The following is a 15689-nucleotide window of genomic DNA, read 5'->3' on the forward strand; positions in this document are numbered from 1 at the left end:
GAGGCGGGCGTGCGACAAGCATGGTCCTCGGGCGGGGGTAGCCCCGATGTCGTCGTCGCCCCGGTCGGCCTTCACCTTGCAGTACCGACATCGGCGGCAGCCCACCGATGAGACCTCGCCGAACAGGGCCTGCTCGACGAAAGGCCTGCTCGACCCGTGCCGCCCCGGGCGGGAAGCCGGCCGCTGTACCGATAACCGGCCGAGGGCCGCTACCCGGCTATCGGGTAGCGGCCCTCGCAGTGGCCTTGCGCCAAGAAAAGGGCCGGGCGGTGCGCGCCCGGCCCCGCCTCCTAGATGTCGAAGTACAGCTCGAACTCGTGCGGGTGCGGCCGCAGCTGCATCGGGGCGATTTCGTTGGTGCGCTTGTAGTCGATCCAGGTCTCGATCAGGTCGGACGTGAAGACGCCGCCGGCCTGGAGGTACTCGTTGTCGGCCTCAAGGGCTTCGAGGACGGCGGGGAGGGAGGTGGGGACCTGGGGGACGTTGGCGTGCTCGTCGGGGGCGAGCTCGTAGAGGTCCTTGTCGATCGGCTCGGCGGGCTCGATCTTGTTCTTGACGCCGTCGAGGCCGGCCAGGAGGAGGGCCGAGAAGGCGAGGTACGGGTTGGAGGACGGGTCCGGGGCGCGGAACTCGACGCGCTTGGCCTTCGGGTTGGAGCCCGTGATCGGGATGCGCATCGCGGCGGAGCGGTTGCGCTGCGAGTAGACCAGGTTGACCGGGGCCTCGAAGCCGGGGACCAGGCGGTGGTACGAGTTCACCGTCGGGTTGGTGAAGGCCAGCAGCGACGGGGCGTGCTTGAGGATGCCGCCGATGTAGTAGCGGGCGGTGTCGGAGAGGCCCGCGTAGCCCTGCTCGTCGTAGAAGAGGGGCTCGCCGCCGGTCCACAGGGACTGGTGGACGTGCATACCGGAGCCGTTGTCGCCGAAGATCGGCTTGGGCATGAAGGTGGCGGTCTTGCCGTTGCGCCAGGCGACGTTCTTCACGATGTACTTGAAGAGCATCAGGTCGTCGGCGGCGGCGAGGAGGGTGTTGAACTTGTAGTTGATCTCCGCCTGGCCGGCGGTGCCCACCTCGTGGTGCTGGCGCTCGACCTGGAGGCCGGCCTTGTCCAGCTCCAGGGAGATCTCGGCGCGCAGGTCGGCGAAGTGGTCGACCGGCGGGGCCGGGAAGTAGCCGCCCTTGTAGCGGACCTTGTAGCCGCGGTTGTTCTCCACCGCACCGGTGTTCCAGGCGCCGGCCTCGGAGTCGATGTGGTAGAAGGACTGGTTCGCCGACGTCTCGAAACGGACGTTGTCGAAGACGTAGAACTCGGCCTCGGGGCCGAAGAACGCGGTGTCCGCGATGCCGGTGGACGCGAGGTACGCCTCGGCCTTCTTCGCCACGTTCCGCGGGTCACGGCTGTACTGCTCGCCGGTGATCGGGTCGTGGATGAAGAAGTTGATGTTGAGGGTCTTGTCCCGGCGGAACGGGTCCACGCGCGCCGTGGAGAGGTCGGCGCGCAGGGCCATGTCGGACTCGTGGATGGCCTGGAAACCGCGGATGGACGAGCCGTCGAAGGCCAGCTCCTCCTCGGGGTCGAACGCCGCCGCCGGAATGGTGAAGTGCTGCATCACACCCGGCAGGTCACAGAAACGGACATCGACGAACTTGACGTCCTCGTCCTTGATGAACTTCTTGGCGTCGTCGCCGTTCTGGAACATCCAACCCTCCTAGCCCGGCCGCCAGCGGTCGGGGATTGCTTCGGTGGTGCTGCGGCCGACCCTAGAGAGACCGGATTTCCCAAGCATGACCCATTTGTTTCGCCGAGGTTAACCGGAGCGCCGCGGAATGATCATCGAATCGCGTTGGCGCCTACCCGGCCCGCGGTGATCGCAAGCCTTCCCAGTACCGTGGACGGGTGGACAAAAGGCAGGCAATCGGCTCGTGGCTCTCCGGACCCCGCGCGGCGGCGGAGCAGATGGGCATCGACTTCGGCTATCGCGGGGAGCAACTCGGGCTGCCGGAGCACGGGCCGGGCTCCGTCGCCCCGCTCGGACGGCGGTTCTCCGCCATCTTCATCGACTGGGGCCTGAGCATGCTCATCGCCTACGGCCTCTTCGCCCGGGGGGAGATCCACCGGGCCGGCAACTGGGCGCTGCTGGTCTTCTTCCTGCTCAGCGTGCTCACCGTCGGCACGGTCGGCTTCACCCCCGGGAAGCGACTGCTCCGCATCCGGGTCATCGGGGAGAGCGGCGACCGGCTGACGTTCCCCAGGGCCCTGCTGCGCAGCGTGCTCCTCGTGATCGTCATCCCGGCCGTCATCTGGGACCGGGACACCCGCGGGCTGCACGACCGGCTCGCCAAGGCCGTTCAGGTGCGGATCTGAGAGAACACCACAGGACGATGGAATGAGGGCGGGGCGGGACCGTGTCGGTCCCGCCCCGCCCTCATCGCGCCCGCGCCTTTCGCTGCGGCCGTGTCAGTCGCGTCAGCGGCCCTTCGGCATCCGCATGCCCTTCGGCATCGGACCCTTCGGGATCGGCATGTTGCTCATCAGGTCGCCCAGCGCCCGCAGCCGGTCGTTCACGACCGTCACCTGCGCGCCCGGCAGCACCCGGGGCAGCTTCAGCAGGGTGGTGCGCAGCTTCTTCAGCGGCACCTGGCCCTCGCCGTTGCCCACCACGACGTCGTGCACCGGCACGTCCGCGACGATGCGCGCCATCCGCTTCTTCTCGGCGGCCAGCAGGCCCTTCAGCCGGTTCGGGTTGCCCTCGCCGACCAGGACGATGCCGGCCTTGCCGACCGAGCGGTGGACGACGTCCTGGTTGCGGTTCATCGCCACCGCGGGCGTCGTCGTCCAGCCGCGGCCGATGTTGTCCAGCACCGCGGCCGCGGCGCCCGGCTGGCCCTCCATCTGCCCGAAGGCGGCACGCTCGGCACGGCGGCCGAAGACGATCGCCATCGCGAGGAAGGCCAGCAGGAAGCCCAGGATGCCCAGGTAGATCGGGTGGTCGATCAAGAAGCCGATGGCGAGGAGGACACCGAAGGTGACAATGCCCACGCCCGCGACGACAAGACCGACCTTCGAATCGACCTTCTTGGTCATCTTGTAGGTCAGGGCGATCTGCTTCAGTCGCCCGGGGTTCTCGGATGTTTCCTTCCTCGCCATATGGCGAAGTTTACGTGTCCTGCGGGCCGGGGGCCGCCGCGGCCTCCAGGACCGCGGTCTCCAGGAGGTGCTGGGCCTCGCGCCGGTCCTTGGCCCGGCGGCGGTCCTCCAGGACCGCGGTCCACGCGTTGCGGCGGGCGGTGCGCTGGCCGCCGCGCAGCAGCAGGCGTTCCAGGGCCAGCAGCGCGCCCGTCACCGAGGGCGGCCGGACGGCCAGCGTGGAAGGCAGGGCGGAGAAGGAGTGCGCGGCGGTCGCCGTCGTCGCGCGGGCGGGCGCGGCCTGCATGTCGTGTCCTCTCGTGGGCGGAAGGGTGAGAGGTGGGGGAGCGGGCGGAGCGGTCGGTGCGAGCGGTGCTTTCGTGCGCGGTTGTGCTCGTGTACAAGTCTGACAGGGGTACGACTGTTCGTGCGCACATCGTTACCCACCGGTGTTACCGGCGCGTGACGGGCTGGTCAAAGACTATGAAACGTTGACGCGGCCCGACCGGGGCCTCCCGGGCGGGAAGGGGGGCCGGTCGGGCCGCGTCGGACGACAAGACGACAGGGGGCGCTTACGCCGCCGCCTCGCTCCGCTTCTCGATCGCCTGGCGGTACAGCCGCCCCGCCCGGTACGACGAGCGGACCAGCGGACCCGACATCACGCCGGCGTAGCCGATCTCCTCGGCCTCCTGCTGGAGCTCCACGAACTCCTGCGGCTTCACCCACCGCTCCACCGGGTGGTGGCGCGGCGACGGGCGCAGGTACTGGGTGATCGTGATGAGTTCGCAACCCGCCTCGTGGAGGTCGCGGAGGGCCTGGGTGATCTCCTCGCGCTCCTCGCCCATGCCGAGGATCAGGTTGGACTTCGTCACCAGGCCGGCCTCGCGGGCCTTGGTGATGACCTCCAGCGAGCGCTCGTAGCGGAAGCCGGGGCGGATGCGCTTGAAGATCCGGGGGACCGTCTCGACGTTGTGCGCCAGCACCTCGGGGCGGGACGAGAAGACCTCGGCCAGCTGGTCGGGCTTGGCGTTGAAGTCGGGGATCAGCAGCTCGACGCCGGTGTCCGGCATCAGGCCGTGGATCTGGCGGACGGTCTCGGCGTACAGCCAGGCGCCGCCGTCCTCCAGGTCGTCGCGGGCCACGCCGGTGATCGTCGCGTACTTGAGCTCCATGGACCGTACGGATTCGGCCACGCGGCGGGGCTCGTCGCGGTCCAGGGCCTGCGGCTTGCCGGTGTCGATCTGGCAGAAGTCACAGCGCCGGGTGCACTGGTCGCCGCCGATGAGGAACGTCGCCTCGCGGTCCTCCCAGCACTCGTAGATGTTGGGACAGCCCGCTTCCTGGCACACCGTGTGCAGGCCCTCGCGCTTCACCAGACCCTGGAGCTCGGTGTACTCGGGGCCCATCTTCGCCCGGGTCTTGATCCATTCGGGCTTGCGCTCGATGGGGGTCTGGGCGTTCCGGACCTCAAGGCGCAGCATCTTGCGTCCGTCGGGTGCGACAGCGGACACTCCGGCTCCCTATGACTTCGATTCTTCGGCGGACACCAGGGTACGCCCGTTCGTTCTGATGTTCTTACGCCCGGGGAACCGGCGAGACGGCGGTGGCATTCCCGGAGGGGGGCGGGGCGGCGGCCCCTGGGGGCGCGGACGTGACGGTGGCGTCAGGTGGCCGAAACCGGCCGTCGCCATCCCGCGGCCCGGCCCGCTACACCGCCCGCGGCAGCGGCTCGGCCGTCTCCAGGACCTCCCGCAGGTGCTTCTCCACGACGGGCAGCACCTCGCCGACGGTGACCCGCCGGCCCAGCTCGTTCGAGAGCGACGTCACTCCGGCGTCCCGGATGCCGCACGGCACGATGCGGTCGAACCAGGTGTTGTCGGGGTCGCAGTTCAGGGCGAAGCCGTGCATGGTGACGCCCTTGGCGATGCGGATGCCGATCGCGGCGAGCTTGCGGTCCTCGCCGCGCTGGCCGGCGTTGGAGGGGGCGTACTCGGGGCCGCTGAGGCGCGGGTCGAACTCGTCGTCCGCCGGGCGGGGGGCCGCGAGGTCCAGCTGCAGGCCGCTGGCCGCGAGCCGCTCGCGCGCCTCGCCGAGGACCCAGACGCCGCTGCGGCCCTCGACCCGGGTGGTGGCCAGTCCGAACTCCGCGCAGGCCCGGATCAGGGCCTCCTCCAGCCGGCGGACGTGCGCGATGACGTCCACCGGGCGCGGGAGCTTGAGGATCGGGTAGCCGACGAGCTGGCCCGGGCCATGCCAGGTGATCTTGCCGCCGCGGTCCACGTCGACGACCGGCGTCCCGTCCAGGGGGCGCTCGCTGTCCTCCGTGCGCCGTCCGGCCGTGTAGACCGCCGGGTGCTCCACCATCAGGCAGGTGTCCGGGATCTCGTCCGCGAACCGGGCCGCGTGGACGCGGCGCTGCTCCTGCCACGCCTCCTGGTACTCGACGGCGTCCGCCCCGAAGCCCAGATGGACAAAGCGCAGCTCACTCACGGCAGCTCCTGTTCCCGTCTTCCCGTCCTCGCGGGTCCGCTCCGGACCCCTGGCACCGGCGGACGCGAACGTCCCGGACGCGTACGCCGTGCCCAGGCCACTGTACGGCGACCTCCGAATGGGCTGCGGTCGAGCCCCTTACAAGATCGTCTGGCGGCGCTTTTCCGTGCCTATTTGATCTGTCTCTGATCTGTCCTCACACGATCGGATGAATGCGGGGCGAAGGCGGCGTTCAGGGCGGCGGGGACCGCTAAATTCACGCCGTTCCCAGAATGGCGATCAGGGAGACCGGGCAGGTTGATGACGGAACGACCCCCACAGCGCATTCCCAACCGCCAGCTAGCCGCGCTCATCGCGGAGGCCGGCTTCTCCAACGCGGGGCTCGCACGTCGCGTCGATCAATTAGGGCTGGAGCACGGCCTCGACCTGCGCTACGACAAGACCTCCGTCACCCGGTGGCTCCGCGGCCAGCAGCCGCGCGGCACGACACCGGCGTTGATCGCCGAGGTCTTCACCCGGCGGCTGGGACGGCGGCTGTCCGCGCAGGACCTTGGGCTCGACGCGTGTGCGCCGGTGTACGCGGGGCTGGAATTCGCCGCGTCGCCGGCGGAGGCCATTGACATCGTGAGCGGCTTGTGGCGCAAGGACTCCGGCAGCCACACCGAGCTGCGCAAAATCGCGTTCACGCCCGCGGGGCTGGTGGTGCCCAGCCGCGACTGGCTGATCGGACGCGCCGACGACCGGGTGGCCCGTACACCCGCCCCGCCCCCCGGGGCCGCCGGACCCCCCGGCGCACCCGGTACACCGGGCGCCCCCGGCGCCCAGGGGCCGGGCACGGGCGGGCCCCCGCCACCCGGCGAGGGCGGCGGCCGGATCGGCGAGAGACCGACGGGCCGGACGCTGGTCCCCCGGCAGCGCGCCGAACGGGCGCCCGGGAGCCGCGTCTCCATGGGCGACATCGCGGCCCTGCGCTCCGTCGGCGAGCTCTTCCGCACCCTCGACCACGCGTACGGCGGCGGGCACGCGCGGCAGGCGCTCGTCCGCTACCTGGAGCACGAGGCCGAGCCGATGCTGCGCGGCACGTACGGCGAGACCACGGGACGCCGGCTCTTCGGCGCCGCCGCGGACCTCACCCGGCTCGCCGGGTGGACCTCGTACGACATCGCCGCCCACGGGCTCGCCCAGCGGTACTACGTCCAGGCGCTGCGCCTGGCACAGGCCGCGGGCGACCGGGCGTACGGCAGCTATGTCCTGGTGACCATGAGCCGCCAGGCCGTCTACCTCGGCCACGGCCGGGAGGCGGTCCAGCTCGCCCGCGTCGCCCAGCAGGGCGTCGGGTCCGGCGCACCCCCCGTCGTGCAGTCCCTGCTGCACGCGGTGGAGGCGCGCGGGCACGCGGTGCTCGGCGAGGTACGGGCCTGCTCCGCCTCCCTCGCCCGCGCCGAACGGGCACTGGAGACGGCCCGGCCCTCGGACGACGTGCCGTACTGGATCCGCTTCTTCGACGAGGCGGAGCTCGCGGACGAGTTCGCGCACTGCCACCGGGATCTGCAGCAGTGGCGGGCGGCCGCGCAGCACGCGGAGCGGTCGCTGCAGCTCCGGGCACCCGCGTACGCGCGGAGCAGGCTCTTCTGCCGGGTGGTGCTGGCCGCTGCGCGGCTGGGGCTCGGGGAGCTGGAGCAGGCGTGCGCGCTGGGGGTGGAGGCGGCGCAGGCGGCGGCCGAGATGCGGTCGGTTCGGGCCGTGGAGTATGTGCGGGAGTTCGAGCGGCGGCTCGATCCCTATCGGGACGCGGCGGCGGTTCGGGGGTACCGGGAGAAGGTGGCGGTGTTGTAGGGGGTTCCCCTGCGGGGGGCTGAGCCCCCCACCCCCCAAGCGCCCTGCGGGCGCTGTCCTCAAGCGCCGGACGGGCTGATTTCAGCCCGTCCGGCGCTTGAGGACCTCGCGGCGAAGCCGCGATGCCGGGGTCCGGGGGCGGAGCCCTGGAAGAAACGGTGAAAGGGCGGGACAGGGGCAACCCCCCTACGCCACGCGCAGCGCCTGAGCGTCCTGCTCCGGCCGGATCCCCAGATCCCGCAGCAGCGCGTGCGCCGCCCGCCGCCCCGAGAACAGGGCCCCCTGGACCGTACTCGTGTCGCGGTGATCCCCGCACACGTACAACCCGGACAACAACCGCACCGGCCGCCGCACATCGTGCGGCGCCGGCATGGCCGGAACGGCGTCCGCGTCGTGATGGGCGGTCAGCAGCTCGAAGTCGTCGGGGGCGAGGCCGTACACCCGGGCCAGCTGCGTCCGCGCCGTGCGGTCGAGTTCGGGCACCGGTGTGCCCGCCGCGCGGCCGAGGACGGTGGAGGTGATGAGGACGCGGCCGGTGGGGGCCCGGTCGGGGTCGACCTCGCTGGCGACGGTGGTGTGGGCGACGGGGCCGCCCCGGCCGCCCGTCACGATCAGGGCGGCGTCGCACGGCGGGGCCTCGGCGGCCGTGTGGTGAAGCACCGTCACCGGGTGGAAGCCGGGCAGCCGGAGGCCGGGCAGCAGGTCGGCGGCGGCCCGGGCGCCGGTGGCGACGATCACCGAGCGGCAGCCGATCTCACCGTGGTCGGCGGTCGTGACGGAGGTGATGTCCGCGGAGGTGGCCCGGACGCCCGTCCGGACCGTCCCCGGCGGCAGCAATCCCGCCAGCAGCTCGGCCATCGTGCCCGCCCCGCCCGCCGGGAGGCAGAGCCGGCCGCGGGCGAAGCCGCGCAGGACGAGGTCGGCGCAGCGGCTGGACGTGGTGAGTTCGGGGTCGGACAGCAGAGAGGCCAGCAGCGGGCGGAGGAAGCCCTCGATCGTACGGGCCGGCAGGCCGCGGCCGGCGAGGGTGGCGGCCGTCGGGCGGTCCGGGCGGGCCAGCAGCCGGTCGGTGGGCAGCGCGGCGAGCCGGGCGAGCGCCGCGTCGAGCCGGGCCTGGTCGAGGCCGGTGGCCCGGGAGGCGCGGGCGGCCGTGGCCAGGGCACGGGCGGTGGTGAACGCCCTCTTGGCGCCGCGCGCTTCGCCGCCGATCCGGTGGTTGCGGCCGTCGGCGTGGACCAGGACGCCCGGCAGGAAGGGCCGCAGGGCGAGGGCACCGAGGCCGGGGGTGCGCCGCAGGTCGGGGAAGGCGGTGTTGAGCAGCTGGCCGGAACGGTCCAGCCGGAAGCCGTCGATCCGGTCCGTCGCCATCCGCCCGCCCGGCCGGTCCGCGGCCTCCAGGACGGTGACGCCGACGCCGGCGTTGGTCAGTTGGTGTGCTGCCGAGAGCCCGGCGAGGCCGGCTCCGACGATGACGACATCGGCGTGGTGTGCGGTGTGGCGTGCGCTGCTGGCCACGTGGCCTCCCGGGGTCGGTCCGCTCGCTCGGGGGCGTGATGCCCCCAACCGGCTGGCGCAATGCGCGAGTTCGCCTCGACCGTAGAGAGAATTCCGGTCAATAACAGTCGCGCACGGATAGAGCACGGTCGCACGGCGGTCGCACGGTTACGGTTCCGGGGCGGTCAATCATCGGGCGGAAGCGCGGTCCCCGGGGGTGAGAGCCGCGCGGACGGCGCTCTCGACGTCCGGGTGCGCGAACCGGAAGCCCGAGTCCAGCAGTCGTCTCGGCACGACCCGTTGGCTGGACAGCACGTCCGACGCGAGCTCCCCCAGCACCAGCCGGAGCGCCGGGGCGGGCGCGGGAAACAGCGCCGGACGGCGCAGTACGCGCCCCATCGTCCGGGCCACCCCGCGGTTGGTGACCGGCTCGGGCGCGGTCAGGTTCACCGGACCGGACAGTTCCGGGGTGTCCAGCAGATGGCGTACGGCGGCGATGTGGTCGCGCAGGGAGATGAAGCTCCAGTACTGGCGGCCGTTCCCAAGGGGCCCGCCCAGCCCCAGCCGGAACAGCGGGAACATCCGGCCCCAGGCGCCACCGCTCCGGCTCACCACCAGCCCGGTCCGGATCAGCACCGTCCGTACGCCCGCCTCGGCGGCGGGGGCCGTGGCCGCCTCCCACTCCTGGCAGACCCCGGCCAGGAACCCGCGGCCGGGCGGGGAGTCCTCGTCGAGGACGCGGTCGCCCGCGTCTCCGTAGAAGCCGGTGGCGCTCGCGCTCACCAGCACCCGCGGCGGGGTGTCGAGGCACGCGACCGCCTCGGCGACCGCCGCCGTGCCGAGCACCCGGCTCTCGCGGATCTCCCGTTTATACGCCTCCGTCCAACGGTGCGCCCCCACGCCGGCGCCCGCGAGGTGCACCACCGCGTCGCAGCCGGCCAGCGCGCGGGTGTCCACCCGCTGCCGTTTCGGGTCCCACTCGGCCTCGCCCTCGCCCCGGGGCGTACGGCGCACGAACCGCGTGACGCGGTGGCCGTCCGCCTCCAACGAGCGGATGAGCGCCGTACCGATGAGGCCGGTCGAGCCGGTGAGGGCGATGCGCATGGGTCACACCTTTCCCGGGTGTTCCGGGTTCACGCCCGACGGGAGCGGGTCGGGTCCACGCCCGACGGGCCGTTGCTTGCGCGTGGACCGGACGACGGCCGTCACGACCGGAAGCGCTCCCACAGCGCGGGGAAGCGTTCGGCCAGCGCGTCCTCGTCCGCCAGGTCGAGCGGGGTCCCCTGCGGCTCGGCCGGCGCGGGCGGCAGCGCCAGGTCCGGCAGCTCGGCGCCGGTGAGCTGCTCGTACGCCTCCTCGGCCGCGTAACCGAGGTCCTCGCCGTCCCCGTCCGCCTCCTCGTCGAAGTCGTCGAGCAGCTCGGCGAGACGGTCCGGATCGTGCAGGGCCCCCTCGAAGACGTGCCGGCCCTGGCCGATCAGCCAGCAGCGGAAGAAGTCGAACGCGTCGTCGCCCGCCCCGCCGAGCAGCACGGCCGCCGCGCACCACAGGTCCCACTGGTAGGCGCGGTTGTAGCGCACCTCGAAGTGCCGGGCGAAGTCCGTGACGCGGTCGGGGTCGAGCCGCATCAGCCGCTCGACCAGCAGATCGGCGTGGTCCTCGGGATCACCGCCGGCCTCGGCCCGCGTCTCGTCGATCAGCTGCCAGAACTCCGTCTCGTCCATCACGGCAACAGCATCCGTCCTGGCCTGCCAGGACGCACGTGGAGGGGCTCGTGTGGGGCGGACGAGAAATCACGACAGGAGGTGTCCGGTATTCATGGCACCGTTCCTCCTGTCGCGCGGGGGTGCCGTGACGACGGGACGGATCGGAAGGGGACGACACGAACGTGAACGCCGGAACGAGGGCACTCGAAGGCAAGGTCGCACTGGTCGCGGGCGCCACGCGGGGAGCGGGCCGGGCCATGGCGGTCGAACTCGGCCGGGCCGGGGCCGTGGTCTACGCCACCGGCCGCACCACGCGCGGACAGCGCAGCGAGGTCGGCCGGCCCGAGACCATCGAGGAGACGGCCGAGCTGGTCACGGCGGCGGGCGGCACGGGCATCGCCGTCCAGGTCGACCACCTGGAGATCGACCAGGTCAAGGCGCTCGTCGAACGCATCGACCGGGACCACGGCCGGCTCGACGTGCTCGTCAACGACGTCTGGGGCGGCGACCACCTGCTGGAGTTCGAGACCCGGGTGTGGGACCTGAAGATGGAGCGGGCGCTGCGGATGCTGCGGCTGGCGCAGGACGCGCATCTGATCACCAGCCACTGTGCGCTGCCGCTGCTCATCCGGCGGGCGGGTGGGCTGGTCGTGGAGATCACGGACGGGACGCCGGAGTTCAACACCGACCACTACCGGGGGAACATGGTCTTCGACCTCGCCAAGTTCGCGCCGGCCCGGATGGCCTGGGCACTGGCCCGGGAGCTGGAGCCGTACGAGGGGACGGCGGTCTGCCTCAGCCCCGGGTTCCTGCGGTCCGAGGAGATGCTGGAGCACTTCGGGGTGACCGAGGCGAACTGGCGGGACGCGGTCGCCAAGGAGCCGCACTTCGCGATCGCCGAGTCGCCGGCGTATCTGGGGCGGGTGGTCGCCGCTCTCGCCGGCGACCCGGAGCGGGGGCGGTGGAACGGGCAGGCGCGGTTCGGCGGCGAGCTTGCCGCTCATTACGGAGTGACCGATGTGGACGGGTCGCAGCCGGACTGTCTCGGGTACTTCACGGACGTGGTGTTCGGGGGGCGGGAGGGGACGGCGGAGGCGTATCGGTAGGCGCCTGCGGCGGGCTGTGCCCCAGGCCCGCCCCTTCGCCGATTCCTGGGGGCAAGCCCCCAGACCCCGCATCGCGGCTTCGCCGCGAGGTCCTCAAACGCCGGACGGGCTGGTTTTCCAGCCCGTCCGGCGTTTGAGGACAAGGGGGTCTGGGGCGCAGCCCCAGGAAACGGCGAATGGGGGTGCCCCCTCTGGGGGAGGGACCGGGGCACCTCACCCCACCCCATACAACCCCGCACTCCTCCGAGCCGCCTCCGCGAACCGCCCCCGCAACTCCGCCGGCTCCACCACCTCCGCCTCCGGCCCCAGCGCCAGCAACTGCTCCTGGGCGACATCGAGCGACTCGACAGGCAGCGTCACCGTGATCCACCCCGCCGCGTCCGCCGCCCCCGCCCCCTCCACCGTGTCCCGCCCGGCCTGCCGGTCCGTGACGTACGGGAGCCGGCGCGCGCCCTCCGGGGTCAGCCGCAGGACGACGGTCTCGCGCAGTAGCGAGCGCGCGAACTGCGCGGCCCGCTCCTCCCAGAAGGCGGACAGGTCGAAGGATTCGTCCCGGTCGAAGTGCCCGGTGCCCGCCGCGACGGCGGTGAAGCGGTCCACCCGGTAGACGCGGTGGCCGGGGCGGTCGGCGGTGACGTGGGCGATCAGGTACCAGACGCCGGCCTTGAGGACGAGGCCGTACGGTTCCAGCTCCCGTTCCGCCTCCGTGCCGTCCCGCCGCCCGTAGCGGGCGGTCAGCGGGCGGTCGTCCCAGACGGCTTCCGCGACGGCGGGGAGCAGGGGCGGGGGATCGGCCGGCTGCCACCAGCCGGGCGCGTCCAGGTGGAAGCGCTGGGCGGCGGTCGCCGGGGCGTCGCCGAGTTCGGGGAGGAGGGCCGCGGAGACCTTGAGGCGGGCGGCGGAGGCGGCGTCGGCGAGGCCCATCTCGCGGAGGGCGGACGGCACGCCGGAGAGGAAGAGGGCTTCGGCCTCGGTGCGGCCGAGGCCGGTGAGGCGGGTGCGGTAGCCGCCGACCAGGCGGTAGCCGCCGGTGCGGCCGCGGTCGGCGTAGACGGGTATGCCGGCCTCGGAGAGGGCGAGGACGTCCCGGGCGACCGTGCGCTCGGAGACCTCCAGTCGCCGGGCCAGTTCGCCGCCCGTCATGGACGCGCGGGACTGCAGCAGCAGGACGAGTTTGATCAGGCGGGCCGCTCGCATGCGCCCATGATGCCGTGACGAGAAAGAAGTCATCAGGGGACGACGACAGGTACCCGTACGCCCAGCCAGGGCATCGGTCGACGGACGAGGACCTGTCGTCACCCCTGAGCCGCTCCGCGACACAGGACAGGGCGCGCGGGCGGCTCCGCGGAGACGATACGCCCTGATCGATGATCGATCAACCGGACCGGGGTCCTCCGTCAGATTTGCGGGGCGCAACCCAGTACATGGGTCCGCAGCAGCTCCCCGATCCGCGGGTCCCGCCTGCGGAACGCCGCCACCAGCTCCGCGTGGTCCTCGGCGTGCGCCGTCGGGCGCGGGCTCAGCCAGCGGATCGAGAGCGTCGTCCACACCTCGATGCCCAGCGACTCCCAGGTGTGCAGGAGCACGGAGTTGCCGGAGGCCAGCACGATCTCGCGGTGGAAGGCCACCGTGTGCCGCACCTGGGCCTCGCGGTCACCCCGCCGGTCCGCCTCGTACAGCGGCTCGACCTCCCGGTCGAGCGCCGACGCGTCCTCGGCCAGCGCCTCGGCCGCCAGCTCGGCGGCGACCTGCTCCAGGCCCGCGCGGACCGGATAGCTCTCCTTGAGGTCGGCGGCGGTGAGCTCGCGGACCCGGACGCCCTTGTTCGGGGACGACTCGATCAGCCGCAGCGACTCCAGCTCGCGCAGCGCCTCGCGCACCGGCGTCTGGCTGACCAGCAGCTCCGAGGCGATCCGCCGCTCGACGATGCGCTCGCCCGGCTGCCACCGGCCGCTGACGATCCCCTCCAGGATGTGTTCGCGGATCTGCTCGCGCAAAGAGTGGACGACGGGTGGTGACATGGGCGCTCCTCGGCGGCCGGACGTTCGCCCGGCCATTATCCGGGTGAGGGAAACGGCGCGGCCCCGGCCCGTACCGGAGTACGGGGCCGGGGCCGCGCCGCTCAGCAGGTGGCGGGAGCCGGGATCAGAGACCGATCTCGGTCTCGAACTCGGCGGCCTCCAGGATCGCCTTGACCGTCGTCAGGTAGCGGGCCGCGTCGGCACCGTCCACCAGGCGGTGGTCGTAGGAGAGCGTCACGTACGTCATGTCGCGGACGCCGATGGTGGTGCCCTCGGCGGTCTCGATGACGACCGGACGCTTCACCGTGGCGCCGATGCCCAGGATCGCGACCTGGTTCGGGGGCACGATGACCGTGTCGAACAGCGCACCGCGCGAGCCGGTGTTGCTGATCGTGAAGGTCGCGCCGGACATCTCGTCCGGGCTGATCTTGCCGGTACGGACCTTGCCCGCCAGCTCCGCCGTCTTCTTGGCGATGCCCGCGATGTTGAGGTCACCCGCACCCTTGATGACCGGGGTCATCAGGCCCTTCTCCGAGTCGACGGCGATGCCGACGTTCTCGGAGTCGAAGTAGGTGATGGTGTTCTCGTCCTCGTTGATCCGGGCGTTGATGACCGGGTGGGCCTTCAGCGCCTGGACGGCGGCCTTGACGAAGAACGGCATCGGGGAGAGCTTGACGCCCTCGCGGGCGGCGAAGCCGTCCTTGGCCTTGGCGCGCATCCGCATGATCTTGGTGATGTCCACCTCGATCACGGAGCTGAGCTGGGCCTGGCCGTGCAGCGCCTTCATCATGTTGTCGGCGATGACCTTGCGCATGCGCGGCATCTTGACCGTCTGACCGCGCAGCGGGGACGCCTCCAGGGCCGGGGCCTTGGGAGCGGCGGCGGCAGCGGGAGCGGCCGGGGCCGGCGCGGCCTTGGCGGCCTCGGCGGCGGCCAGGACGTCCTGCTTGCGGATGCGGCCACCGACGCCGGTGCCCTGGACGCCCGCGAGGTCGACGCCGCTCTCGGCGGCGAGCTTGCGGACGAGCGGGGTCACGTAGGCGCCCTCGGCGTTGGCCACGGCGGCGGCCGGGGCCTGGGCGGCCGGAGCCGCGGGGGCGGCCGGGGCCGGAGCCGGAGCGGCCGGAGCCTGCGGGGCAGGGGCCGGGGCCGGAGCCGGCGCGGCGGGGGCCGCGGGGGCAGCCGGAGCCGCGGGGGCGGCCGGGGCGGCAGCCGGAGCGGCCGGAGCCGGAGCGGCGGCCGGGGCAGCCGGGGCGGGGGCGGCGGCCGGGGCCGGAGCGGCACCCGCGGCACCGATCACGGCGAGCTTGGCGCCGACCTCGGCGACCTCGTCCTCGCCGACGACGATCTCCAGCAGGACGCCGGAGGCCGGGGCCGGGATCTCGGTGTCGACCTTGTCGGTCGAGACCTCGAGCAGCGGCTCGTCCTCGGAGACCTCCTCGCCGACCTCCTTCAGCCAGCGGGTGACGGTGCCCTCGGTGACCGACTCGCCCAGCGCGGGCAGCACGACGTCGGTACCGGTGGCGCCACCCGCCGGAGCGGCGGCAGCGGGGGCCTCGGCGGCCGGAGCCGGCGCGGCGGGGGCCTCGGCGGCGGGCGCCGGGGCGGGCTCGGCGGCCGGAGCCTCGGCGGCGGCCGGGGCGGCGGCCGCGGCGGGGGCGCCGGAGCCGTCGTCGATGATGGCCAGCTCGGAGCCGACCTCCACCGTCTCGTCCTCGGCCACCTTGATGGAGGCGAGGACGCCGGACGCGGGCGCCGGGATCTCGGTGTCGACCTTGTCGGTGGAGACCTCGAGCAGCGGCTCGTCGACCTCCACACGGTCACCTTCGGCCTTGAGCCAGCGAGTGACGGTGCCCTCGGACACGCTCTCGCCGAGCGCCGGCAGGGTTACGGAAACCGCCATGGTGCG

At 72.7% G+C, this 15689-nt stretch carries 14 protein-coding genes; 3 read left to right on the top strand and 11 right to left on the bottom strand.

The genetic code is table 11. The features are described 5' to 3' along the window. Positions 1-290 precede the first annotated feature (290 nt). Positions 291-1700, bottom strand: coding sequence for a type I glutamate--ammonia ligase (glnA, locus tag K7I03_RS23980; protein ID WP_185940474.1), 1410 nt, complete (start codon positions 1698-1700; stop codon positions 291-293). A gap of 197 nt (positions 1701-1897) precedes the next feature. Here glnA and K7I03_RS23985 point away from each other — a divergent pair, with 197 nt between their 5' ends. Beyond that, a complete protein-coding gene (locus K7I03_RS23985; RefSeq protein ID WP_185940473.1) occupies positions 1898-2365 on the top strand; it encodes an RDD family protein in 468 nt (155 codons plus the stop codon). 102 nt (positions 2366-2467) lie between these two features. Here K7I03_RS23985 and K7I03_RS23990 read toward each other — a convergent pair whose 3' ends face one another. From K7I03_RS23990 to lipB, 4 genes are all read right to left on the bottom strand, one after another. Then, the gene (locus K7I03_RS23990) at positions 2468-3148 is read right to left on the bottom strand and encodes a DUF4191 domain-containing protein (protein ID WP_185940472.1); all 681 of its coding nucleotides are present in this window, start codon (positions 3146-3148) and stop codon (positions 2468-2470) included. Positions 3149-3158: 10 nt separating this feature from the next. Next, a complete protein-coding gene (locus K7I03_RS23995) occupies positions 3159-3434 on the bottom strand; it encodes an SCO2195 family GlnR-regulated protein (RefSeq protein WP_185940471.1) in 276 nt (91 codons plus the stop codon). Between the two features lie 265 nt (positions 3435-3699). Beyond that, positions 3700-4638, bottom strand: a complete 939-nt coding sequence (lipA, locus tag K7I03_RS24000) for a lipoyl synthase (protein ID WP_004955063.1) — start codon at positions 4636-4638, stop codon at positions 3700-3702. 196 nt (positions 4639-4834) lie between these two features. Continuing rightward, positions 4835-5617: a lipoyl(octanoyl) transferase LipB gene (gene lipB / locus K7I03_RS24005; protein WP_185940470.1), complete on the bottom strand. Its 783-nt coding sequence runs from the start codon at positions 5615-5617 to the stop codon at positions 4835-4837. A 300-nt stretch (positions 5618-5917) separates the two neighbouring features. On the opposite strand from lipB, the gene K7I03_RS24010 reads away from it, so the two are divergent. Further along, on the top strand, positions 5918-7453 hold the full coding sequence (locus K7I03_RS24010) for a regulator (protein ID WP_185940469.1): 1536 nt from the start codon (positions 5918-5920) through the stop codon (positions 7451-7453). A gap of 186 nt (positions 7454-7639) precedes the next feature. Here the strand turns inward: K7I03_RS24010 and K7I03_RS24015 are convergent, their stop codons facing one another. The 3 genes from K7I03_RS24015 to K7I03_RS24025 form a co-directional block, all read right to left on the bottom strand. Beyond that, on the bottom strand, positions 7640-8968 hold the full coding sequence (locus K7I03_RS24015) for an NAD(P)/FAD-dependent oxidoreductase (protein ID WP_185940468.1): 1329 nt from the start codon (positions 8966-8968) through the stop codon (positions 7640-7642). Between the two features lie 168 nt (positions 8969-9136). Then, positions 9137-10051 (bottom strand): TIGR01777 family oxidoreductase, encoded by a 915-nt coding sequence (locus K7I03_RS24020; RefSeq protein WP_185940467.1) that lies wholly within the window; start codon positions 10049-10051, stop codon positions 9137-9139. 101 nt (positions 10052-10152) lie between these two features. After that, positions 10153-10671, bottom strand: a complete 519-nt coding sequence (locus tag K7I03_RS24025; RefSeq protein WP_185940733.1) for a DUF4240 domain-containing protein — start codon at positions 10669-10671, stop codon at positions 10153-10155. 164 nt (positions 10672-10835) lie between these two features. Here K7I03_RS24025 and K7I03_RS24030 point away from each other — a divergent pair, with 164 nt between their 5' ends. After that, positions 10836-11759 carry an SDR family oxidoreductase gene (locus tag K7I03_RS24030; protein WP_185940466.1) on the top strand — a complete coding sequence of 308 codons (924 nt, stop codon included), beginning with the start codon at positions 10836-10838 and terminating at the stop codon, positions 11757-11759. A gap of 213 nt (positions 11760-11972) precedes the next feature. Here K7I03_RS24030 and K7I03_RS24035 read toward each other — a convergent pair whose 3' ends face one another. The 3 genes from K7I03_RS24035 to sucB all read right to left on the bottom strand — a co-directional run bounded on the left by K7I03_RS24035 (position 11973) and on the right by sucB (position 15683). Beyond that, a complete protein-coding gene (locus tag K7I03_RS24035; protein ID WP_185940465.1) occupies positions 11973-12956 on the bottom strand; it encodes a helix-turn-helix transcriptional regulator in 984 nt (327 codons plus the stop codon). A 200-nt stretch (positions 12957-13156) separates the two neighbouring features. Further along, positions 13157-13780, bottom strand: a complete 624-nt coding sequence (locus K7I03_RS24040) for a GntR family transcriptional regulator (protein ID WP_185940464.1) — start codon at positions 13778-13780, stop codon at positions 13157-13159. Between the two features lie 124 nt (positions 13781-13904). Next, complete coding sequence (sucB, locus tag K7I03_RS24045) at positions 13905-15683, bottom strand: 2-oxoglutarate dehydrogenase, E2 component, dihydrolipoamide succinyltransferase (RefSeq protein WP_185940463.1); 1779 nt, start codon at positions 15681-15683, stop codon at positions 13905-13907. Positions 15684-15689 lie beyond the last annotated feature (6 nt).

Origin of the sequence: Streptomyces mobaraensis, assembly GCF_020099395.1 — a bacterium.
Lineage (GTDB): Bacteria > Actinomycetota > Actinomycetes > Streptomycetales > Streptomycetaceae > Streptomyces.